21 protein-coding genes are annotated in these 22,774 nt (G+C 59.0%); 5 read left to right on the top strand and 16 right to left on the bottom strand.

Annotation, left to right across the window (positions count from 1 at the left end; all coding sequences use genetic code 11):
- Window positions 1-66: 66 nt before the first annotated feature.
- Window positions 67-471, bottom strand: coding sequence for a helix-turn-helix domain-containing protein (locus AB7C87_RS18065; RefSeq protein WP_369730900.1), 405 nt, complete (start codon window positions 469-471; stop codon window positions 67-69).
- Between the two features lie 791 nt (window positions 472-1,262).
- On the opposite strand from AB7C87_RS18065, the gene AB7C87_RS18060 reads away from it, so the two are divergent.
- A complete protein-coding gene (locus AB7C87_RS18060; protein ID WP_369730899.1) occupies window positions 1,263-1,898 on the top strand; it encodes a vitamin K epoxide reductase family protein in 636 nt (211 codons plus the stop codon).
- Window positions 1,899-2,129: 231 nt separating this feature from the next.
- Here the strand turns inward: AB7C87_RS18060 and AB7C87_RS18055 are convergent, their stop codons facing one another.
- The 3 genes from AB7C87_RS18055 to AB7C87_RS18045 form a co-directional block, all read right to left on the bottom strand.
- On the bottom strand, window positions 2,130-2,345 hold the full coding sequence (locus AB7C87_RS18055; RefSeq protein WP_369730898.1) for a hypothetical protein: 216 nt from the start codon (window positions 2,343-2,345) through the stop codon (window positions 2,130-2,132).
- A 101-nt stretch (window positions 2,346-2,446) separates the two neighbouring features.
- Entirely contained in the window at window positions 2,447-3,001 is a 555-nt protein-coding gene (locus AB7C87_RS18050) for a class I SAM-dependent methyltransferase (RefSeq protein WP_369730897.1), read from the bottom strand.
- Between the two features lie 771 nt (window positions 3,002-3,772).
- On the bottom strand, window positions 3,773-4,078 hold the full coding sequence (locus AB7C87_RS18045) for a Rieske (2Fe-2S) protein (protein ID WP_369730896.1): 306 nt from the start codon (window positions 4,076-4,078) through the stop codon (window positions 3,773-3,775).
- A gap of 750 nt (window positions 4,079-4,828) precedes the next feature.
- Here AB7C87_RS18045 and AB7C87_RS18040 point away from each other — a divergent pair.
- Entirely contained in the window at window positions 4,829-6,202 is a 1,374-nt protein-coding gene (locus tag AB7C87_RS18040) for an MATE family efflux transporter (protein ID WP_369730895.1), read from the top strand.
- 41 nt (window positions 6,203-6,243) lie between these two features.
- On the opposite strand, the gene AB7C87_RS18035 is transcribed toward AB7C87_RS18040, so the two are convergent.
- The 5 genes from AB7C87_RS18035 to AB7C87_RS18015 form a co-directional block, all read right to left on the bottom strand.
- A complete protein-coding gene (locus AB7C87_RS18035; protein ID WP_369730894.1) occupies window positions 6,244-6,639 on the bottom strand; it encodes a VOC family protein in 396 nt (131 codons plus the stop codon).
- Window positions 6,640-6,843: 204 nt separating this feature from the next.
- A complete protein-coding gene (locus AB7C87_RS18030) occupies window positions 6,844-7,602 on the bottom strand; it encodes an ABC transporter ATP-binding protein (protein WP_369730893.1) in 759 nt (252 codons plus the stop codon).
- Window positions 7,595-8,419 (bottom strand): ABC transporter ATP-binding protein, encoded by an 825-nt coding sequence (locus AB7C87_RS18025; RefSeq protein WP_369730892.1) that lies wholly within the window; start codon window positions 8,417-8,419, stop codon window positions 7,595-7,597. The genes AB7C87_RS18030 and AB7C87_RS18025 overlap by 8 nt, the downstream gene beginning before the upstream one ends.
- Window positions 8,419-10,410: an ABC transporter permease gene (locus AB7C87_RS18020; protein ID WP_369730891.1), complete on the bottom strand. Its 1,992-nt coding sequence runs from the start codon at window positions 10,408-10,410 to the stop codon at window positions 8,419-8,421. The genes AB7C87_RS18025 and AB7C87_RS18020 overlap by 1 nt, the downstream gene beginning before the upstream one ends.
- Window positions 10,411-10,504: 94 nt before the next feature.
- Window positions 10,505-11,752, bottom strand: a complete 1,248-nt coding sequence (locus tag AB7C87_RS18015; RefSeq protein ID WP_369730890.1) for an ABC transporter substrate-binding protein — start codon at window positions 11,750-11,752, stop codon at window positions 10,505-10,507.
- 539 nt (window positions 11,753-12,291) lie between these two features.
- Here AB7C87_RS18015 and AB7C87_RS18010 point away from each other — a divergent pair.
- Complete coding sequence (locus AB7C87_RS18010; protein ID WP_369730889.1) at window positions 12,292-13,719, top strand: FAD-dependent oxidoreductase; 1,428 nt, start codon at window positions 12,292-12,294, stop codon at window positions 13,717-13,719.
- A gap of 33 nt (window positions 13,720-13,752) precedes the next feature.
- On the opposite strand, the gene hcaB is transcribed toward AB7C87_RS18010, so the two are convergent.
- From hcaB to AB7C87_RS17985, 5 genes are all read right to left on the bottom strand, one after another.
- Window positions 13,753-14,550 (bottom strand): 3-(cis-5,6-dihydroxycyclohexa-1,3-dien-1-yl)propanoate dehydrogenase, encoded by a 798-nt coding sequence (gene hcaB / locus AB7C87_RS18005; RefSeq protein ID WP_369730888.1) that lies wholly within the window; start codon window positions 14,548-14,550, stop codon window positions 13,753-13,755.
- Window positions 14,551-15,399 (bottom strand): VOC family protein, encoded by an 849-nt coding sequence (locus AB7C87_RS18000; protein WP_369730887.1) that lies wholly within the window; start codon window positions 15,397-15,399, stop codon window positions 14,551-14,553.
- A gap of 249 nt (window positions 15,400-15,648) precedes the next feature.
- Window positions 15,649-16,113 carry a hypothetical protein gene (locus AB7C87_RS17995; RefSeq protein ID WP_369730886.1) on the bottom strand — a complete coding sequence of 155 codons (465 nt, stop codon included), beginning with the start codon at window positions 16,111-16,113 and terminating at the stop codon, window positions 15,649-15,651.
- Window positions 16,114-16,115: 2 nt separating this feature from the next.
- A complete protein-coding gene (locus tag AB7C87_RS17990) occupies window positions 16,116-16,640 on the bottom strand; it encodes an aromatic-ring-hydroxylating dioxygenase subunit beta (RefSeq protein WP_369730885.1) in 525 nt (174 codons plus the stop codon).
- 9 nt (window positions 16,641-16,649) lie between these two features.
- Window positions 16,650-18,074 carry an aromatic ring-hydroxylating oxygenase subunit alpha gene (locus AB7C87_RS17985; RefSeq protein ID WP_369730884.1) on the bottom strand — a complete coding sequence of 475 codons (1,425 nt, stop codon included), beginning with the start codon at window positions 18,072-18,074 and terminating at the stop codon, window positions 16,650-16,652.
- A gap of 183 nt (window positions 18,075-18,257) precedes the next feature.
- Between AB7C87_RS17985 and AB7C87_RS17980 the strand changes: the two genes are divergently transcribed.
- Complete coding sequence (locus tag AB7C87_RS17980) at window positions 18,258-18,656, top strand: PaaI family thioesterase (protein WP_369730883.1); 399 nt, start codon at window positions 18,258-18,260, stop codon at window positions 18,654-18,656.
- A gap of 46 nt (window positions 18,657-18,702) precedes the next feature.
- Here AB7C87_RS17980 and AB7C87_RS17975 read toward each other — a convergent pair whose 3' ends face one another.
- On the bottom strand, window positions 18,703-20,238 hold the full coding sequence (locus tag AB7C87_RS17975) for a class I adenylate-forming enzyme family protein (protein ID WP_369730882.1): 1,536 nt from the start codon (window positions 20,236-20,238) through the stop codon (window positions 18,703-18,705).
- 203 nt (window positions 20,239-20,441) lie between these two features.
- Here AB7C87_RS17975 and AB7C87_RS17970 point away from each other — a divergent pair, with 203 nt between their 5' ends.
- The gene (locus tag AB7C87_RS17970; RefSeq protein ID WP_369730881.1) at window positions 20,442-21,569 is read left to right on the top strand and encodes a CaiB/BaiF CoA transferase family protein; all 1,128 of its coding nucleotides are present in this window, start codon (window positions 20,442-20,444) and stop codon (window positions 21,567-21,569) included.
- A 156-nt stretch (window positions 21,570-21,725) separates the two neighbouring features.
- On the opposite strand, the gene AB7C87_RS17965 is transcribed toward AB7C87_RS17970, so the two are convergent.
- Entirely contained in the window at window positions 21,726-22,721 is a 996-nt protein-coding gene (locus tag AB7C87_RS17965; protein ID WP_369730880.1) for an LLM class flavin-dependent oxidoreductase, read from the bottom strand.
- Window positions 22,722-22,774: the final 53 nt, after the last annotated feature.

Here is a 22,774-nt window from a genome sequence, read left to right as displayed (position 1 = left end):
TCCACCCGCGAGTTTGCTCCCCAAGAATCAGCGAGGTCAGTCAGGTGGCGATTACAATAAAAAGGGTCAGCCTTCGACCGCCGCTCGAGCATCCTCGGTGTGTTCGTACTTGTCTTCGAACTCCTGGATGAGCTGTCCCATCTTCGCGTACCAGTCGTTTAAGGTTCGTTGCATCTCGCTTGCGATCTGATCCGGGTCGGTCGGATAGTAGACGTGGTAGTAACCGCCCTGGTCGTAGTTGATCTGTTCTTTCTGGATGAATCCACTCTGGAGGAGTCGCTGGATCGATCGGTACGCGGTCGATCGTTCGCGGTCGACCCTGTCGGCGACGTCGTCGATCGTCAACGGCTCGTCGCTTTCGACCATCACCTGGAAACACTCCTTGTCGAGCTGTTTCAGTCCGTGAATGCACTCGAGCAACCCCTCACACTCCATGTCCTGTTGCAGTAGTTCCGCCATCGATTGTGCCATTTTCTCGTATCGCGGTAGGAGCCGTACCGGTATAAGGGTTGTGCGAATATTGCGCAAGTGTGCTGAGCACCCATCTCAGGGTATCCAGCCGCCAACTCTCGCGTAGAAACGGCTCGTCGCGCGGACAGCACTCTTCGATCGTACCCACAGAGGTGTTGTTCGCCTGTCCGTGAGTAGAAGTGTATTGACTCCCGACGAGTATCGTATCCACCGCACGTCATTGCACACCTGATCGCCAGATGGAAGCGCGGTTCGGAGCGAGCGCGGTTCGGAGCGAGCGCGGTTCGGAGTGAACGGAGTGAACGAGAACCGCGGAACGGCGAACGGGGAACGAACGTGACCCGTGAGCGAACGAAGTCGTTCGAACGACCGCTGGTCGTTCGTGATGACGAAAATCTTTGATTTTCGAACCATGAGCGAGAACCGCGGGAAAGCGAACGGGGAACGAACGTGACCCGTGAGCGAGTGGACACGAGTGAGAACCGCGTCGATGCGAACAGAGAACGCAATGACTCGTGGGCTGTGTGACCAGCGTGTGAATCGTTTCAATTGGTACAATACGGTGACGTCCGGTCCGCTACCGACGCACAACCGCAAACGACACGAACCGAAATTGCGTCTGGTGTGGCGAAATCAAACAGTGCTCGAAAATTGATCTTGTGTTCAAACAGCAATGGCGATTCTCGAGAGGCACTCTTCTCACAATTTTCTAGACGATTGTCCGTTGTTGCGGCTGTGGAATTGGGTGTATTGCACAATACTTTTATATACGCCCGGCAAACCAGTATTGTATGACAACCGAAACACCACCTTCGATGTCGTTCGACTACGAATGGGAGTACTCGCCGCGTGTGTCGACTCTATTTGGCCTCTTTGCGCTTATCGCTGTGGTCGGCTGGTTCGTGACAGTCGCACTAACGGCGATCCACCTATTTGCAATTCCTGCAATACCGTCTGACGCGCCCGTCCAGGGAAGTATCGAAGTTATTACCAGTCCGTGGGCCTACGTCCTCGGAATCCCGCTTGCAACCCTCGGTGGGTTTTATTACTTGGCAACGATCGGATTCGCACTCTGGTGGTTCGATACCCGACACCCGTTGCTGATCAAGATTCTGACTCCGATTACGGCGAGTGGCGTCGCGTTCTCGGCGTACTTCGTCTACCTGCAACTGGGAGTCATCGGCGAAATCTGTCCGTTCTGTATGCTGTCCGCAGCGGCGACGGTCGCCCTCTTTGGTCTCGAGCTCGTGATCCTCCGACAAAGCACTACGCCGTCGCTCTCGCGAATGAGCAGTGACCTCGGCTACGTGTTGGCGGAGACGAACTTCGCCGTCGTGGTCTTCCCAGTCCTCGTGGGGCTGGTCACGATCGCGGGTCTGTTCTTGGTTCCGCAATTGCCGCTTCCAGACGCGGTTCAGTTCGTGTAAACCGCTCGAGCGACGTTTCGAGTCGAATCCCGTGGGCCAGAGACAGTGAAAAGAGGGCGGTTCGTCTTGACTCGAGGTGGACTACTGTGTCTATACCGGAATTTCGACGCGTCTATCCGCTACAGGGACCGCTCGAGAATCTCGCTGGCCCACACCACTCCGCGAAGAAGTTCACGAGGCCGAATCGGAGTCGGTGACCACCTCCTCGGGGTGATCGTCGAATTTGGGGACTTATCGATCGCAGGTCGAACAGTCACGTCGCCAGGAAACTACGAGCCCGATAATCGCAAGCGTCAACGCGGTTACGACGACCTGTCCGAGTCCGGCGGCCAGACCGACGGCGGCGCCACCACCGGCCGTGGCGACGGCACCCGGGGCGAGACAGCAGAGGCTTGCACCGCCCGCAAGAGCGAGGAGCGATCGATGCGATGCAGTCTCCGAATCCATCGACGCTGACTACGGGAACTGCACCAATATGCGTTGTGGAATGTCAACCAGTACGACGGGAAACGGAACGAGACCCGATCGCTACCGGCCCACCCCACCCATCACCGGCGGACGACAATCGCCATCGTCTCCGGCCGATCGTGTACCCGCTCGACTGTGAAGCCGGCTTCCTCGAGTTGATTCACGGCCTCGTTCGGACCGAACCGTTCGTCGACCGGCGGACCGTCCGCACCCGTTCCCGACGCTGACCAGTCAACGGTGACGAGGCGACCGCCGGTCCGGATTACGCGAGCGATTTCCAGGAGCGCCTCGTCCGTGGCGTACTCGTGGTGGGTCATCGTCGAGAACGCCGCGTCGAGTTCGGAGTCGTCGAAGGGCAACGAGTCGACCTCCGTCGTGAGAAGTTCGACGTTTTCCGCGACGCCCGCCTCTCGGTGGCGTTCGTGCATCGCCGCCTGAACGTCGACCGCGTACACCGTATCGACGAACGGAGCGACCTCTCGCGTGAAAAAGCCCGTTCCCGAACCCAGGTCCGCGACGGTGGCATCGGAGCCAACATCGAGCATCTCGATGAGTTCCTCGCGAGAACAAAAACGGTACCGTGTTGGATCCTCGAGGGCATCGGCCCGATCGATGGGGAAGGTGTGAAATCCCATATCGAGTGTTCGGGCGGCCACCATATGAGTCCAGTCGTTCGGGCGACGAGGAAACGCCGCTGGGATCGTTCGATCGCGTTTAGCCACGGCTGAGGAATAAGTCGAACGTATTTAAACCATTCATTTTGGTATTGAAAGTAAGTTTTCATCCGATCGCACACTCCGCGGTTTGGAGCGAGAACCACGCCCCCTATCGTACAGGTAGACCGATGACGTTCAGTGGCCACGATAGATATCCGAATTTTCCCAAAGCTATTTGATCGAAATACAGTAATTTTAGATTATACATTGTTGATCTGATGGCTGATAGATGTTGTCAATCTGGATATAGAAAATCGATCTACAGCCGGCCAACGGGGCGATGTGCATCCGCTCGAGACCATCTACCCGGGACAGGTCTACTCCAGGTAATCTCCGAGCGGTATTGCGATGGTGCGGACGAGTTTATTCTTCGATACGGTTCGTATTTTGCGATGGTCTAGCGCCGCCGACTTTTGACGGATCAGCCACCACTGGGTGGACAGAGAGAGGATAGTTTAAAAATAAAGGGAATAGGAACACATTGTGATTATTAAGGCCATACTACAGTTAACTAACAAACAGTACTGGACGCATACCGCTATCGATCCAGCGACGAACGAGGTGGCTCCGAGCGCCGATACGAACGCCATGGTAAATGTCCCTACAGCAAATGTACAATTCTAAAGATAGAAATCTGAATTTGGCAGTTTAGAAGAGTTTCGAAACAGCCGGTCCAGAAAGTCAAGGAGATTACGCAGTCTCATCGGGCAACTCATCGACTACGAGCGACCCATCCTCCCGTGTCACGGAGGACTCCCGAAGACGTTCGTCCGCGACGGTGAGACATTCTCCGGTCTCGGGATCGAACTCCCAGCGGTGATTGGGACACAAGAGCGTGCCCTCGCGAGCCATAACCCGCCCTCGTTGATGCGGACAGACCGCACTGTACAGCGTTACGTCGCCATCTTCGCGCTCGTGGAGTACGTATCGGTTCCCCTCGAGCGTGACGATACGTGGCGTCTGTGCGAGTAGTTCTACCGACCCGACGTCGATCATACTACAACCGAGAAAGAGAGCACTGATAACCGTTTGGTTCGGATCGTGATGTACCCACGAATCACGTGCTCACCGCTTGAGAGACGAGCGTAACCCACGTCGTTGATCGAAAATGAGACTGGGTTCGTGAGTAGAGTAGCCACTGTACCTCATTGCACACCAGATCGCCGAACGAATTGGCAATTGGTGTGTGAATCGTTTCAGTTGACGTTATAGAGTTGAACGCTCTCGTAGTCACGTCGATAATATCGTTGGGCCGTCGTATCGGTTCTACGGACAACGATTTACAACAGTAGGGGTGTCATGGATGCGATTTCAGGATGGCCGGCACTCGAGTGGGATGGGGTATTCAGCACCCAAACGAGAGTGACAAACGCGACGAATTATACGATGCAAACCGGTCTATCTGGAATTTGGTGTGCAATGGCGTGTAGTAGCTACGATACTTGTTTCGCTCGTGTAGTTTCTTCGAGGCAGAACTGTTTTGGTGGACCGGGATGCTGATTCGCGATTATGTCGAGGAAACGAATTGGCGAGTCAGCCTCGAGTACGGAGAGGCGTTGTCGAGGCCTGATACGGGTTACTGTAACGATGTACCGGCCCAACAGAGACCCGGGCGGCAATCCCACCGCTACATCGTTACAGCAAGTCTATACGAGGGGATTTCCTCCGAATCTGTCTCGTGATATCGCATTCCACGGAAGTGTCCGATCGACAGCCTGATTTGCCGGGTCGGCATACGACGAATACATGTCTTCGTTGCGTCGCCGTCTCTTCGCGGTGTGGCGTGAGACGCTCTCCCTTTCCTGGCCCATCGCAATTCAGGAGACGCTCTCGACGCTGATGCGAACTGTCGACATCATTATTACCGGTCTCTTCTCACCGGCCGCGGTCGCAGCGGTCGGCATCGCGGACCTCTACGCACAGATTCCGATGCGGATCGGATCCGGGTTGGGTGCCGGTGCAATCGCCCTCTCGAGTCAGGATACGGGACGCGGTGCGGAACTGACGCGTGATAGAGCAATTACGCATGCGATCGCACTCGGGTTTGCGACTGGATTGCCACTTATTATTCTGGGGTTCCTGTTCGGTGATTTCGCGATCGCAATCCTTGGATCTGCGCCCGACGTGGTCCAGATCGGCGGTCTCTACCTGATGATCGTCTTCGCCGCGTCGCCGATGCGAATCGTCGCACTGACCGGCTCGAGAGCGCTCCAGGGAACCGGCGATACGGTCACGCCGATGTATATAAATGGCGTGTCGAACGCGTCGAACATTCTGTTGTCGGTCGCGCTCGGCCTGGGATTCTGGGTCGTTCCCCAGTTCGGCGTCGTCGGCGTTGCACTCGCAACGGCGATCAGTCGGACGGGCGAGGCGCTGTTGATGCTCCTGGCGATCGCGAGCGATCGGACGACGATCGGCTACGCGTGGTCGACCGATTCGACGATCGCCACCCAACTCGTCGCTGTCGCCGTCCCGAATATCGCAGAGGGGATGACGACGTCGGTCGTGAGCTATCCGTTCAACGCGTTGCTTTTGCTCTTCGGAACGGAGGTCAACGCCGCCTACCACATCGCGCGTCGAATCTACCATCAGACGACCGGACCGTTGTACCGTTCCTACAGCGTCGCTTCGAGCATCATCGTTGGCCAGCAACTGGGCGAAGGCGACGCGGAGAGGGCGCGGTTTTCGGGGCTCTCGATCGCGGCATTTGGCGTGTTGACTCTCGGTGCTGGTGGTCTCGGATTGATCGGCTTCGCCGAATACCTGGCCACGCTGTTTTCGAACGATCAGACGACGATCGAATACGCAACCGTCTTTACGCAAGTGTTCGGTGTGATGTTGTTTTTCGTCGGGATCTTCTTCCCGATTGCCGGCGCGCTCCGTGGCGCCGGTGACACCAGGACCCCGTTCTACGCTCGCTTGACCGGCTCGTTCGGATTTATGCTAGGGTTTTCCTACGTCACGAGTATCGTCCTCGGATACGGCCTGTACGGAATCTACGCCGGAATGGCACTTACGTACGTCTGGTGGGCACTCGTCGTTTCCATCGGATTCCTGTGGGGCGGTTGGGCCGAGAAAGCGGAGGCGATGATCGCCGAACGTGCTGCGTCTTCGGACTGAACGGATAGACGAGCCAGTGCTTACCGGCGAGCGATGGTGGGTTACTGCTGGGCCGTTTTGATTTCGATGAGATAATCGAACGGATCGCGAGCGTAGACGGCCGGGGCTCGCCCGGTTGCACCGAGAGGGTTCCCGTCGCGCTCGATTTCGATGCCGGCCGCCTCGAGTCGATCTCTGATTTCGTCGATCGGTTCGTCGACGACGATCGCGAAGTGATCGAATCCCTTCCCGTCGGGCGGGGCAAACGATTCGACGGGGCGAACGTGCAGGATGGCCCGTTCGTTCAATCGGAACGAAAAGATGGTTCGTTCGCCGTCCCTGTACCGATCGAGGTTCTCGGGTTCGAACCCCAATCCGTCTCGATAAAACGCAACAGCCTCGTCGACGCTTCCGTGAGGAATTCGGATGTTGACGTGGTCGATGTCTAAAACGTCCATACTCCGTGTTGGGGCTTCGGGGCAAAAAAACGGCGGGTTGTGACATGGTGTGTGACGCGATAGTAGCCGCTGAACGTCAATGCACACCCGATTCGCCAGACGGATCAGCGATCGGTGTGTGAATCGTTTCAGTTGTGTATCGGTGTCGTCGGTGAGACACCAACGAAAAGCGGATCGTTCGAACGACAAACCCCGTGTAGGGTATCAGGAACTGATACCGAGATACTGATCGAGAATCTGTTGGTTCTCCTCGAGGTCGCCAGAAGAGCCCTCGTAGACGACTTCACCCTGGTTGATCACGTAGTGGGTGTCAGAGACCTCCATCGCAACCTGTACGTTCTGTTCGACGAGCAAGATCGTGATCCCGCTTTCGTTTAGCTCTTCGATCGTCTCCTCGACCGACCGAACGATGTACGGCGCGAGACCCTCGGTCGGTTCGTCGAGCATCAAGAGCTCTGCACCGCTTACGAGCGCCCGAGCGATCGCGAGCATCTGCTGTTCTCCGCCGCTCATCTCGCTCCCGAGGCTCTGTTCGTTCTCCTCTAGGTTCTCGAACATTCCGATGACGGCGTCGATGTCTCTCGCCTGGTCGTTACCAGCAGCGACCTGTGCGACCTCGAGGTTCTCCCGGACGGTGAGGCCCGGAAAGACGCGACGTTCTTCGGGGACGTATGCGATCCCCTGGCTGATCGTTTCGTCGTTACTGAGATCGGTAACGTCGGTTCCATCGAACTGGATGGAGCCGGTGATCTCGGGGACGTTACCGAGAATGCTCTCGAGCGTCGTCGTCTTTCCGGCGCCGTTACGTCCGATGAGCGAGACAACCTCGCCTCGCTCGACCTCGAAGTCGATGCCACGGAGAACCTGGCCGAGCCCGTATCCGGCGACGAGATCGTCGACTGACAGCAACACCTCGTCGTCTACCCGGCCCGACGCTTGGCGGTCGTAAGTCGATTCACTCATTGGAATGTCCTCCGAGGTATGCGTCCTGGACCTCTTGATTGTCCGCGATCTCCTCGGGCGTTCCGTCGGCGAGGATCTGTCCCTGGTGGAGAACGGTTATCTGATCGGACAGTTGCATTACGAGTTCGACGTCGTGTTCGACGAGAATTACCGTCGCATCCGCCAGGACGTCCTCGATCAGGTCGATCGTCTCGTGTTTCTTGTCGATGCTCATCCCGGCGGTGGGCTCGTCGAGCAACACGAGTTTCGGGTCGGTCGCGAGCACGATTCCGATCTCGAGTTTGCGCCGATCTCCGTAGGAGAGGTTCTGTGCCGGTAGTTGAGCCTGGTCATCGAGACCGACCTGTCGGAGAATCGAGTTCGTCTGTTCGTCGATCACGTCGTGTGATCCCACTGATCGCAAGAGCGTATCAACCTTCGAGAGTGAACCGTACTCGACGGCCTGGGTAGCGAGTCGGACGTTTTCGAAGACCGAAAGACCGTCTAGGACGCTCGTAATCTGGAACGACCGTGCGATCCCCTCGTGGACGAGTTCGTCCGAATCCAGGTCGCTGATATCCTCGCCGTCGAAGTATATCGATCCAGCAGTCGGTTTACGACCGCCGGTGATCAGGTCCAGAAGCGTCGTCTTACCGGCACCGTTTGGGCCGATGACGCTGTGGAAATCCCCCTCGGCGACGGAAAAGTCGACGTAGTCGACGGCGGCCAGTTCGCCGTACAACTTCGCGAGTCCGTCGGTTCGGAGGATCGCTGATCGTGCTGTGTTGTCGGTGCTCGCCGCGGATCGGTCGGTATCCGATTGATCTGTCGTTGCCATCAGTCTTCACCTTTCGTCGAAACGTCAGTCTGTGCAGTGCTATCACCAGCACCGGGCGTATCGCTCTGATACCGGTGCCAATATGCCTGGAGGCTTGCCGGGATGGACACCAGTCCGCGTGGGATGAAGACCACGAAGATGATGAACAATGCACCGAGCAGAAGTCGCCAGGAATCGATATACCCCGAGAGCCAGTCGGAAAATCCGACGAACACACCGGCTCCGATCATCGGACCGTACAGCGTTCCGGTTCCACCGAGGACGACCATCAGGATCAACTCCCCGGAGACGAGCCAGTGGAACAACGCGGGTGCGGCGTATCCTTGCACGACGGCGTATAAACCGCCCGCGAGTCCGGCTAACGCACCGCTGATCGTGAAGGCGCGGAGTTTGTATCCACGGACGTTGTATCCCATAAACTCCGTTCGCTTTTCGCTCTCTTTGACCGAGCGCAAGACGCTTCCGAACGGTGCGTTCATCAGCGTTCGCGCCACGAGGTACGAGACGACGACCAGTATCAGAACGAAGTAGAAGTAGAGGTCGTTACCGGTCAGAACCAGCGGCTCGAAGCCAACCTGAATGTTGTCGAAGTTGACGCCGACGCCGGCGATACCGAACTCCCGTTCAGCCCCGAACAGTCCGTTGGACCCCCCGGTAAAGCCGAACTTGTACACGCCTTCGTAGAACAACTCGGCGAATCCGAGAGTGATCAGGATGAAGTACGGCCCGGTGACCTTGATCGAGAGATGACCGACGACGATCGCGACGAGCGTACAGAGGAGTATCGTTGCACCGAGCGCAACGAATATCGACGGCGTCAGATGGATGAATATGAGCATCGAAGTGTACGCCCCGAGTCCGTAGAACAGGGCGTGACCGAGCGAGATGAGACCCGTATATCCCATCACGAGGTCTAAACTCAACGCGAGTAACGCCCAGATCATCAGCTCTTGCATCAGCGAAACGTAGTACGCCGAATAGAACGTACCCGCACCGAACGGAACGAGTGCCAACACTGCGACTGCGCCGATTCCCAGATACCGTCTCGTCTGTGGCTCTAGTACCCCACCACGAATCCCCGAGAGGAAATCGGTGTCGCCGCTTGGAACCTCCCAGTGTGGGTTTCCGAACAGTCCCTGTGGCTTGAGGAGCAACACGGCGATCATGATCAGGAAGATCTCGACACCGGAGAGAAACGGAAGGTACGTCGCCATAAAGCTCTGTAAGATACCGACGAGCAACGCACCGACGACGGCGCCTTTGAAACTTCCGAGACCGCCGATGACGACGATCACGAACGCGGGAATGATGATGGAATGACCCATATCGAGGTCGACGCTCTGGTATGCACCGAGTGCGACGCCACCGACACCAGCAAGCGCCATCCCGAACCCGAACAGCAGGGTGTAGTACCGATTGATATCGATTCCGAGGTCACCGACCATCTTTCTGTCCTGTGAGCCCGCGCGGATGATCAGCCCGAACTTCGTATAGTTCAACAGCGCCCAGGTCGCCGCGACGAGGACGGCACCGAACGCGATTACGAAGAGGTTATAGAGCGAATAGCTGAATCCCAGGATCTCGACGGTTCCGGACAGCGACGGCGGTGGCGACACGAACTTGCTGTCCGTTCCCCAGATCAGTCGTCGCGCGTCGTAGATGATCAGGAGGAACCCGAAGGTAACCAGCGCTTGATCGAGATGGCCGCGGCCGTACAACGGACGGAGCGCAACTCGTTCGATGAGCATCCCGATCAGCCCAACCACGATCGGCGCGATGAGTAACGCGACCCAAAACCCCATCCCCGTTCCGAGAGCGACCATGATCGAGAAGGCGAGATACGCACCGAGTGCGAAGAGCTCGCCGTGGCTGAGGTTGAGGACGTCCATCACGCCGAAGATGATGGACAGGCCAGCGGCAGCTAAGACGTAGATCATTCCGATAACGATACCGTTCAACATCATTTCGAACAACAACGAGCCTGATATCATGTATTATCTCTCTCTGGTCATTGATGGCACTAATCTGGGGGTTATGCGGTCGCGTGCTCGGTGGGTCGGGGCTGAGGTTCGAAATTCGCGAACATCACATCTCACAGTTTCCGGAACACTCCGGTGTAGTCTCTTCGGCGGGGATGTCGTTCAAGATGTTGAGTTCGGTCATCTCGTCGTCCTCCTCCTGCAGGACGATCTCCGACGGCCACACGGGATTCGCCGACTGGTGATCACAGTCCCGGAAGTGAGTCGCTCCGATGATCGTCTCCATCTCCAGATCGGCAAGCGCATCTTTAACCTCGCTGGGGTTCGACGTTCCAGCCTCCTGAATACCACGGGCCGTCATCCGAACTGCTTCGTATCCGACGCGAGAGAACGAATCGGGAAGTTCGCCGTGCATCTCCTCGTACTGTGAGACGAACTGCTCGTTGTCTCCGACCTCGAGGTCAGCGTCGTACAGCGCGGCGCTGTACGTGCCGGCGACGGCTGGGCCGAGGGCATTACGGACGACGCGGGCGAAGTTCGCCGTCCCGATAATGTCGACTTCATCTTTGAGACCAGCACTATCCGCCTGGCCGATAAAGTCGATCAGGCCGCTCCCGGTGAGGGGAATCGCGAGGACGTCCGCGTCCGAATCTGCGATCTGACTGATATACGGGCCGAAATCGTCCGTGCCCTGCGACGGAGTCGTCTCACCGACGACCTCGACGTCTTCTCCCTCGAGACTCGCTTCGATCTCTTCGATTGCGGAGTTCCCGTACGCGTAATCGGCTGTATGGATCCAGACGTTCTCGTATCCTTCGTCGATGATCCACTCGGAGACGCCACTCGCCTGTTGTGCAGTGTTCGTCTCGTTTCGGAACGTGTACTCGTTGCACTCCTCTTCGGTGATTTCCATCGCGGCTCCGCCCGACGTGTAGATCACCCCTTGACTGCCGGCGTACTCCGCAACCGCCAGCGCGACGGCGGAGTTGACGGTACCGACGATGTACTCCGCTTCGTCCTCTTCGACGACACGCTGGGCGCGTCTGCGACCGACCGATGGTTCGGTTTCGGTGTCTTCGTACACTGGCTCGATCTCGAAATCGAACTCGTCCGACTCGTTGACGTACTCGACCGCTGTTTCGGCACCCTGCCGTTGTGGACCACCCTGTGGACTAAACCCTCCGCTAACCGGTGAAAGGATGCCGAACGTGACCGTTCCGATCTCGCCGCCGTCACCACCGTTACCGTTGCCGTTGCCGTTTTCTTCAGTTTCCGAGACACACCCTGCGAATCCGGCGACCCCAGCAGCCCCGGTGGCCTGAAGCAGACGCCGCCTGCTGACGGTACGGTTCACTATCTGAGACTCGCTCCCATGTGAGTCATTTGGACGCATACGCGTCTGGTGGATTCCCAACAATATAAAATCGGGGGATAAAACATGATGTATTCGAATCGGCTATTCCCGTTAGCCAACGACACATCTCGAGCAGGGACCGGGGCCTGGGTTAACACCCTTAGTCCGTTATTGTAGCCAGTGGTTTTGGGATATAAAAGCACCCATTTTGGATATTAGCGGAATATTTTTCCGTTTGTTGGACAGAGTGTGAACAATACCCATGGTGTTTGTGCACAGTCAATTCGAAGCCGTAACCTGCTCGTCGGATCAGCGGTCGGTACGCCACGTACAGTCGCGGCCGCCGGGTCGATCCCGTTCGGTCCGTCTCGACCATCGGGTCGTAGGGCCGATAGAGATCAGTGAAATTATCTCCCACAGATCGTCGACACGGCGCTGACGATCGGTGGCAATAGTCACACTATAGCGTAACATCGGCTCCGCCGCGAGCCGTTCGTCACTGAAAAAACGTAAATCCGAGGCCGCCGAACGTCAGTCCGATGGCAACTGAGACGCGACAACGAGACATCGTTATCGTTGGGGCCGGCATGGCCGGGCTCGTAGCCGGCGTTCGGGCGACCGAACTCGGGGTCGACGTGTGCGTCCTCGAGAAGGGGACGCGACCCGGCGGCTCGATGTACCTCTCCGCCGGCCTCATTTGGTCGTACGAGACGATCGACGACGCACGAGAGAACGTGCCTCGCGGCGATCCCGATCTCCAGCGAACCGTCGTCGAGGGGCTCGATCCGGCGTTCGAGTGGCTCGAATCGCTGGGCGTGACCGTTCGCGAACCGCCGGTCGAGTTACCAACCGGCGAGACGGTCGTCGCACCGACACCGGGTGCTAACTGCGGAAAGATCGATCCGGAAGCGTTTACGGACCGACTGCGCACACGGATCGAAGACGGCGGTGGTGAGGTTCTCGTCGAAACGCCTTTGCGGTCGCTTCGGACCGACGGGAACGCCGTGGTCGGTGTCGACGCGACGACCCCTGACGGCGAGGACCTCGAGATCGAGGCCGACGCCGTCGTCCTCGCCACCGGCGGGTTTCAGGGGAACGAACGTCTCCTCCAGGAGTACGTGACGCCGGCGATCGAGAACCTCTGGCTTCGATCGAATCCGTGGAGCACTGGCGACGGGCTAACGGCCGCCCGAGACGTCGGTGCGAAGACGACGGGCGGAATGGAGACGTTCTACGGGCACAATCTCGCCGCGCCCCCGGCGAACGTCACCCCCGACCGGTACCTCGAGTTGACCCAGTACTACGGACCGTTCGCCGTCGCGATCGACGAACGCGGCGAGCGATTTACCGACGAGTCGGAGTCGGAACTCGAACACACGCTCGCACAGGATACGGCACACGAAGCCGACGGACGCGCCTACTACGTCTTCGACAGCGATCTCTACGACGACGAAGTGTTCAGTATGGGCCACATCGGGACGATCGTCGAACGGTCGGCCGATCGCGGAGCCGAAGTGATCCGCGCCGATTCTTTCGACGGGTTCGAAGAGAAACTGTACGCGGCAGGCGTCGACGGCACGAACGCGATCGAAACGATCGACGAGTACAACGAGGCAGTTCGGGCGGAGCGTGGCGATCGACTCGACCCACCCCGAAGAGACTACCAGCGTCCCGTCGACACGCCGCCGTTTTACGCCGTGGCCGTCCAACCCGGAATTACGTTCACGATGGGTGGGCTCCACGTCGAGGAGGGCGGTCGCGTCCTCGACGAACGCCGGAGCCCGTCGACGCTCTTCGTCGACGAGGGCCACGACGAATCGGTCGAAAGCGAACCGATTCCGGGTCTGTACGCCGCCGGTGTGGACATCGGAAACGTGAACAACCGACACTACATGGGTGGCCTCGCGAACGCGCTCGTGATGGGGCGACGCGCAGTAGAAACCGCCGTGGACGATCGAGTCGAGTGATCTCGAAAATCGAGTCGAGTGAGGCGAGTCTCGCTACAGATCAGTTCCGCCCGCCGGTTCGTCCGCACCGCGGATCGAGAGGCCGCTGTCGGCCTCGATAATCGCTCCCGTCGATGCCCGACTGTTTTCTTCCGAACCGAGCAGTACGTAGTAGCCGGCGTACTCCTCGGCTTCAGGGATCCGAAGCGGATACCGCTCGTCGATCTCGTCGGGATCCGCCGCGCTCTCTCCCTGACCGAGGGCGTTGACGCCCGAGAGGTTCGTCGGACTGTATCCCGGTGCGACACCGTTGACCCGAATCTTCGGGGCGAGTTCGTACGCCAACTCCCGGATGATGCCCGCGATCGCGTGTTTCGACGGCGTGTAGACGACTCCGCCGGTCGCCGGATAGAAACTCGAGTACGACGCCGTAAACACCATACAGCCCTCGGTCTTCAACAGTTCAGGAAGTGCCGCTTTCGCCCCGAGCATGTATCCGAGTACGTTCACCCGGAACACCTCCTCGAACGCCGTCTCCAGTTCCTCCGGCTCGAGGTCGGCCAACTGAACGACCTTATCGAAGATACCGGCGTTGCCGACGAAGATATCGAGCTTACCGAACTCCGAGACAGTCTCCGCGACGGCACGCTCGTTGTCCTCCCACTCGGAGACGTCGCCCTGGACGGCGTGGACTGCATCGCCGTACTTCTCGTTCAGCGCCGTGACGCGGTCGCCGTCGAGTTCGAGCACTCCGACGGTTGCACCCTCCTCGACGTAGCGGTCGACGACGGCTCGACCGATACCGGATCCGCCGCCGGTGACGAGCGCCGTTTTTCCATCGAGCCAGCCCATCTATGATCCCTCTTCGAGGAACTCTTTGGTCGGGACGACTCCGCCCCACGTCGAGACGGTATTCGTCTCGCGGTCGATCTCGCGGACGCCGGTTTCGGCGTCGGGATCGACCGTCGCCATCTCCGCGGTGAGTTCGATCCGATTCCCGCCGGGTGCCCAGAAGTACGCAAAGAGGTTGCCACCGGCGTTGTGACGGCTGGGCCCGATTTCGAGGCGGTAGCCCTTGCTCGCCAGTCGATCACAGAATTTCTTCATGTGGTCGAACGAGTCCATCTGGAACGCGAGGTGATGGAGCGTCCGGACGACGTCGTTGCCGTTCGACAGGCCCACGTCGTGGTGGAACCGGCCGTGGCGAAGCCACGCCTGGATCGTAAACTCGGACTCGCCGAGGATCTTGTCCGAGACGGCAAAATCGAGGTGGTCCTCGAGAAACGCCATATCGCTGTCGACGTCGTGGGTCATGAGATTGATGTGATCGAGGTCACGCGGCGTGACGGCGTTTCGGTCGGCTTCCGGTTTGACCGGGTGATGATACGAGGAGTCAGCGACGGTCACGAGTTCCATATCGACGTCGCTCGGGAGCGAAAATCGAAGACCGTCGGTCTGTCCCGGTTCGTCGCTGACCCGTTCGGTCTCGACGCCAACGTCGTCGAGGTGGGTCGCGTACTCCTCGAGTTCGTCGGCCGTGACGCGTAACGCAAAGTGTTCGACGCCAGTCTGACCCTCGACCAGGCCGAGATCGTAGTTCTCGTCGAGGCCACAGCCGAGGTAGACGACGTCATCCGCACGCTCGAGTTCGACGAGGCCGACGACGTCGGTGTAGAACTCGACCGCTTCGTTGAGATCCATTACTTCCAGTACCGCGTGTTCAATTTTCTTAACTCCCGACATAGTTTGTCTTTCGTTTGTAGGTTCGTAGGTGCTTCGATGTTCGTAAGCCGTCTCGTTGCGGATCGATTCGGACGAGCCGCGACGATAGCCGTGATCTCTGTCGTGTGTCCGCGTGACGCGGCGGCGATCCCGCCCGATGGTCCGTGTAGTCGGACCGAACTCGATCCGATCCGATTCGGATCAGTGGTGGTCCCGATGGGGTTCGGATCAGTGGTGGTCGTGTTCGTCGGCCGGTCCGAACGGCTGTTCGAGGAATTCGGTGAACGTCTCGTGGTCTTGGACCGTGAGCCACTCGAGTTCCCCAACGCCGAGCGTGATATCGTAGCCGAGCTTGGGTGCGCTGACGTGCACGCCGTCGTCGCCTTCCTTCTCGAGGACGACCTGTCCGTACTCGTTCGCGATCATCAGTTCGGACGTTCCGCCGTTCCAGTCGGTGCCGCTCTCGACCGAGTCTTCGGTGTCAGCCGAGAGGGCTCGCTCGGCCATCTTTTCTGGCTCTTGCCACGTGACGCTCTCGAGGGCGACCGCGTCCAGATGGGTAACCTCGTCGAGGCGAGGTGCCTCGAACTTGAGACGTTCTCCGCGTGGCGTGTGGATCTTCTGAATAACAACGCCTCGTCCGTCACGGGCGGTCACGTAGAGCGCCTCGCCGGTTGTACGCGTCCGGGACATGGTTAGAAGAACACCGAGATGTTCTTCATCGGAAGGACGGTGTGATCGAGGCGGATATCCCGCTCGGCCAGTTTCAACGAGCCGTCGACGCGACGCAACACGTCGTGACGTTCCGCCGACACCGTCGTTCCCTCGGCCTCTTCTCCCTGAGCCAGGAACAACAGTAGGTTGTTTTTCACCGAGAGCTCGTCGCCGTCGACGCCATCCACCCGAACGTTCGTCACGAAGTGGCGGGTTCGCGTCGGCGGATCCTCCGACCAGGCAAACTCCGACTGAAACCGATCGACTCGTGCTTCGAGCGTGCTCCGATCCTCACGGTAGTTGTACCCCTCTACGCTGAATTCCGAGCGGTCCGAGCCACGGTCGCGCGTGACCCGTAGTGGCATGTCGTATCTGACGTCCTCGGTCAGCAAGTCGAGCCACTCCTCGAGTTCTTTCGCATCGAGCAGTTCGGCCTCGAGGTTGTAAAACGACACGCACTCGTAGTGTCGCTCGAGTTCCGATCGCTGTGTCATTTGATCGCTCATGGGTCTCGATTAGATGTGATCTCGTGGGTAGCGCATCCCGACTTCTTCGCCGTTCATTGCTTTCTGCCAGTTGCCGTGGAACGTCCGACACGTTCCCTCTTCGAGGTTGTCGTCCCAGGCGGTGCCGGGACCCTCCCAGTCGTCGTCGATCTCGGCTTTGCCGATGCCGGGCATCCCCATCTGGTAGTTCATCCGGACGTCCTGCTTGTCGGCGAACACCGTCCCGGCGGCCTCGGCGATACCGTCCCAGACGGCGAAGTCGTCCTGCTCGAAGTTACCCGACGGGCTGAACGTCCCGAGAGCGACGTCGTAAGCTCGCTTCTTGTACTCCTCGGAGGCTTCGGCCGGGACCAACACCCAGCTCCAGGCCTCCATTTCGCCGGGGCCGACCGGTTGCCACTGCCGAAGGCTGAAGAAGCCGTCGAGGGGCTTGTCCGGATCGTTCGTCGCAGCGAGGTGGATAAACGAGAGGTTCGGGAAGATGGTTCCCGTCGCCGCTCCGCATGCGGCGGCGACCTCGTACTGTTCGTCGCTCAGGTTCTCGTCGGTGACGTACTCATCGGGGTAGCCGAAGAAGATCTCCTCTTCGGGCTCGAGCAACCGCAGGCTCGTCGAGCCGGAGTCGGCGTGGGTCACGTGGCGCTGGGTTTCCTGGCCGGCGGTCCCCGAGATGTCTTCGTCGCCAAAGCCGACTTCGAACACCGAGCGGTGAGCGACGCCGGTGTGGTAGCTGTCGGCCGAGAAGTTGTCGGCTCCCGACTTCCAGTCGCTGTCGGCACGCCAGCGGTGTGGTTCGCCGATGACTTCCATCCCGCCTTTCGCGATGTCGAGGTGGACGTCGAGATACCACTTGAAATCGCCGAGATACTCCTCGATGGAGGGACCCTCGGCGGCGATCGAAGCGAAGACGAGCCCCTTGTAGTTTTCGACGCGGGGGGCTTCGTGGAGTCCCCACTCGTCGGGATCGAGACCCTCGAAAGCCTGATCGCGGAGGGGAATACCGGCGAGATCGCCGGTGTTTTTGAACGTCCAGCCGTGATACGGACACCGGAAGTGGGAGCTGTTCCCTTGTTCGGCCTTGCAGAGTTGACTACCGTGGTGGGTGCAGCTGTCGAACAGGACCCGAATCTGATCGTCTTCACCCCGAATGAAGATGAAAGGGTCCTTGCCGATGTAGCGTTTGGCGTAGTCGCCCGGCTCGGGGACTTCGGTTTCGTGACCGATGAAGACCCAACACTGCCCGAAGATGCGGTGTAGTTCCGTCTCGAAAATCTCGTCGTCGTTGTACACGGTCATCGGCAGTCGCCCGTCTTCGAGTGCCTCGCGATGATTTTCGAGAATGTGCTCAACCCGGGATGAGGGGGCGGCCCCACCCGTCATGGCTGTCGACCTCTCCACGTCACCGTGTGGACAGGAGTCTTCCTCTGTTGCCATAGGTTCACGTATGCGACTCAATGCTCTTAGTTATTTACCTTCGCTCGATCGTTCGCGTTCTCGTGGCCGTCATATGGCGGGTATCGGCTGAATCGAATCGTACGTAAACAGCGTCGGACCGATCTCGAGCGGGCGCTGGATCCGACCAAACATTCAATTGATCCCTCGGAGAACACGCAGGGGATGACAAACGACGTCGACGACGCTCGAGAACACATCCAATCGGATCCCCTCTGTGGAACGCTCGATATCGACTTCACCACCATCGAACCGGGCTACGCCGAGACGACGCTTACCGTCACCGAAGACGTGGTGAATCTCAACGGAAAGCTCCACGGGGCGGTTATTTTCGCGCTCGCAGACGCTGCTGCAGGTGCCGCAACACAGGCGGATGGACAGACGACCGTCGGAATCGAGACGAACACGTCCTTTCTGTCCGCCGCCGAACCCGGCGATACGTTGATTGCGACCGCAGAGATCACCCACCAGAGTTCGCAACTGAACGGAACGCGAGCAGTCGTCGAGAAAGCGGACGGAACACAGATCGCGATGTTCCGGGCGCGAGGCTATCGGATCGAGTGAGGGAGATTGCCGTCCAGCGGGTTCCGGGATGGTGTCGCACTCGAGGTTACTCGAGTGATCGAAGTTCACTCTTCAAAACGCTTCCACCGCTGGAGTTCCGTGGAATCTCCGGGACGACCGCAATTTCCCGTGGGCGCTTGTAATCCGCGAGCGAACTATTCCGACAGTAGTCGACGATCGTCTCTCGATCGACCGAATCGCCGTTTGCGGGAACGATGTACGCCTTGGGCGTCTGACCCCACTCGTCGCTTTCGACCCCGAGAACCGCGACGTCGTCGACCGCCTCGTGTTCGAGCACGATGTTTTCGATTTCAGATGGGTAGATATTCTCGCCACCGCTGATGATCATGCCGTCTTTTCTCCCCTTGACCCAGATGTAGCCGTTTTCGTCTCTCGCCGCGAGATCGCCGGTGAAGTACCAGCCGTCGATGAGCGATTGTTCCGTCTTCGCCGGCAGATTCAGGTACTTGTTCATCACCGAGACGCCTTTGCAGATGAGTTCCCCCGTCGACCCCGGGGGCATCGTCGCGTCTGGATCCGGTTTCCCATCCGGCTCGACGATTCGAATACGTTGATAGCTCATGCCGGTCCCACAGGAGTTCGGATACTCGTCGCTTTTTTCGGGAGGGAGGATCGAAACCGGCGGACCGATCTCCGTCGCGCCGTAAATGACCGAGTGACGATCACAGAGGTGCGATCGACAGCGCTCGAGTACCCCTTCGGTCATCGGCGCGCCGGAGTACCACCAAAATCGGAGCGATGAGAGGTCGTACTCTTCGATATTATCGACTTTCGTCAGACGATCGTACTGGGCGGGAACCCCGCCAAGCACCGTCGCATCCCACTCGTCGACCGCCTCGAGCGTCGCCTCCGGATCGAACTGATCGAAGATGATCGTCGGAATACCGAACTGGAGGTACGGAACGAATCCGGAGTACAGCGGACCGCTGTGATACAGCGGGAGGGGTAAGACGTTGACGTCGGAGTGTCGAAGACCCAACTCGCTGATCACGTTCATATTGATCATCACTCGATCCGAGTGCGTGTGGATCACGCCCTTCGGGTTTCCAGTGCTTCCCGACGTGTAGAAGTAGCCGTCGATCGTTTCGCCGTCGACCGGGAGCCCGGGCTTCTGCGTGGACCCGTGTACCAGTTCCTCGTGGGAGACGTATTCCGATTCGCCGAACGTATAGAGTGGAGCGTCGTAGGATGCGAGTACCTCCTCTGCCCGTTTGCGCTTTTCGAGGAGTGACGAGTCCGCGAGAAGACACGAAGGGGAGGCGTCCTCGAGGACGTACTCCACGTCGGATGCGTCCAACCTGATGTTGATCGGCATGGCGATCGCACCGAGTTTCTGTGCTGCGAAGAACGTCTCGACGAACTCGATCGAGTTCTGCGCGTAGATACTGACCACGTCGCCCGTCCCGATGCCGATATCGAGTAACCCGTTTGCAATCTGATTACTCTCGGCGTTCAGTTCCTCGAAGGTCCGTGTTTGGGTCTCGTCGTCCGACCGATAGGCAACTGCGAGACGATCACCGAAACGGTCGGCCGCTTGGCCGACCATGCTTCCAATATCCATACGAGCCATATACTATACCGAGAGAATAAATATATTGGTCACTAGGTTATACTATTCAAACCCATTTGATACTGCCGAACGGCCCTATTTTGGACACCCAGACTCGAGAGCGGGCAGGGCTACTGCTGGCAGTCGAAAGGAAAACAGGAGACGATGACTCCGGGAGCGGTAGCTCTAACACGGTGTAGACGAGTGAGAAGGGCATGCAACTCGATGAGTGTACCGTCATCGACCTCACACAGCTGTTGCCCGGCGCTTACGCGACGCAGTTGTTCGCCGACCTCGGAGCGACGGTCCTGAAAGTCGAACCGCCGGCTGGCGATCCGCTCCGTTCGGTTCCGCTCGTCCAGCCCGAAGACGGCGTCTTCGATGGGCTCTCTCGAGGAAAGCGAAGTGTCGTCCTGGATCTGAAAAGCGAGGAAGGAAAGCGGGCGTTATACGATCTCGTCGCCGATGCCGACGTCGTGATCGAGGGGTTCCGTCCCGGCGTCGCGTCGCGTCTCGGTGCCGACGAGGAGACGCTTCGGTCGATCGCTCCGGATCTCGTCTACTGTTCGCTCTCCGGGTTCGGACAGTCCGGACCGTACAGGGATCGGCCGGGCCACGACCTCACGTTCGCCGGACTGAGCGGACTGGTCGACCTCTCACGCCGGTCGACCGATGAGCGGCCGACGCCGCCACCGTTCAGCGTCTCGGATATTGGCGGTGGGCTGTTCGCCGCGTTTTCGATCGTTACCGCGTTGCTCTCTCGGGAACGAACCGGCGACGGATCGTACATCGACGTCAGCATGCTCGACGTCCTCATCTCCTTTAGCCAGTCGTACGCACCGTCCGCACTCGCGGGTAACGATCCGCGCCCACCCGAACCGTTTACCGGGATGTATCCCTGTTACGACGTTTACGAAACTGCAGACGGCCAGTACGTGACGCTTGCGGCGGTCGAACCGCAGTTCTGGGACCGGTTTTGTGAACTCGTCGATCGGCCCGATCTTCGCGAGAAACACTGTTCGCCCGATCCGGCGGTTCGAGATGCACTCCGGGAGACACTCGCCGACATCTTCGCCACGCGGAGCCAGTCGGCGTGGCTCGACGCCGCCGACGAAGAGACGACCATCGCTCCCGTCAACAGCCTCGAGGAAGCCCTCGAAAGCCCCCACGCTCGCGAACGAGAGCTGGTCGTCGACGGCCGGATCGGATTTCCCGCACGGACGGATCCCCCGGTCGAACCCGCGACCGATGGCCCGCCAGCACTCGGCGAACACACTCGAGAGGTGCTCGTGGCGGCAGGATACAGCGAGGCCGAAATCGACGCGCTCGTCGACGCCCGCTGAGTTCGGTCGTGTGATCTTCCCTCGGTGTGATCTGCCCTCGATTTGCGTAACGCTCGGCACATATCTCGGGGGCGACCCACGACGGCGCCCCGACGCTTCTCGAGAGGCCCCGTCGCGGAAAAACATGGCGACCGGATCGTCGTCTCCGCGCGTTTCTTAGAACGCGGGTATTACTTCGTCGACGAACTTCTCCATCTGCTCGAACTGGTCCTCGCCACCGAATCGAATAATGAACTCGTCACAGCCGCTCTCGTGAAACTCTTCGATCCACTCGATGAGGTCGTTGGCGTCACCGCTTGGTCCCCACTCGGCTGGATCTTTGCCCTTGTAGAGCTGTGGATAGTACGTCTGGATGTACTCGTCCATCTTCTCGTCGGCGGCGTCGGTATCGTCGTCGATCGTCATCGTCACCTGGAACGTCGTGTGGACGTCGTCAGGATCGTGACCGTTGGCTTCCGCGTAGTCGACGATACTCTGCCACTGTCGTTCGTACTCTTCCGGTGCGTCGGAGAGACCGGCCGCCATCCAGCCGTCACCGAGTTCGACGATTCGTCTGGCCGCGCGGTTGATGACGTCGTCGGATCCCGAATCGTGGTGTGCCGGATTGCTCACGACGAGGATCGGTGGCTGTTCCTGGACGGGTTCCAGATCACGGATCTCCGGGCCGCGTCGGAAGTCGACATCGTCGAACTGGTAGATGTCTCCCTCGTAGTTGAGTTCTCCCTCACGCCAGAACTGCTTGAAGATCTCGAGTTGTTCCTCGAGCATCTTCGCACGCTTGCGGTAGTCGAGGCCGAGGACGTCGTACTGTTCTTTACAGCCCGGCGTCGGCGGACCCATACAGGCGCCGAGTTCCATCCGTCCGTCGGAGATCATCTCGAGACTGTTCCAGGCTTGCAGGAACTGAACCGGATGCCGGAGCGGGGTGATCATACACCCCGTTCCGAGTTTGACGTCGTCCGTGCGAGCCGCGAGATTGCCGAGAAGACTGATCGGCTCGAGGCGCGGTCTGTCGAGGAGGCTGTCGCCGACCCAGACCGAGTCGAAGCCGTGTTCACCTGCCGCTTCGCCGAGGTCGAGCATACGTTCGACCGTATAGCTCTCGACCAGAAGTGGTTCGCGATTGTTGATGTTGATACCAAACTCTACCATCGTCGACTGAAACTTTGGAGAACAGCGGATTAATAGTTTCCATTATTTATTGA

The sequence above is a fragment of the Natrarchaeobius versutus genome, from assembly GCF_041205745.1.
Lineage (GTDB): Archaea > Halobacteriota > Halobacteria > Halobacteriales > Natrialbaceae > Natrarchaeobius > Natrarchaeobius versutus.
This window is presented reverse-complemented; position numbering and strand designations above follow the sequence as displayed.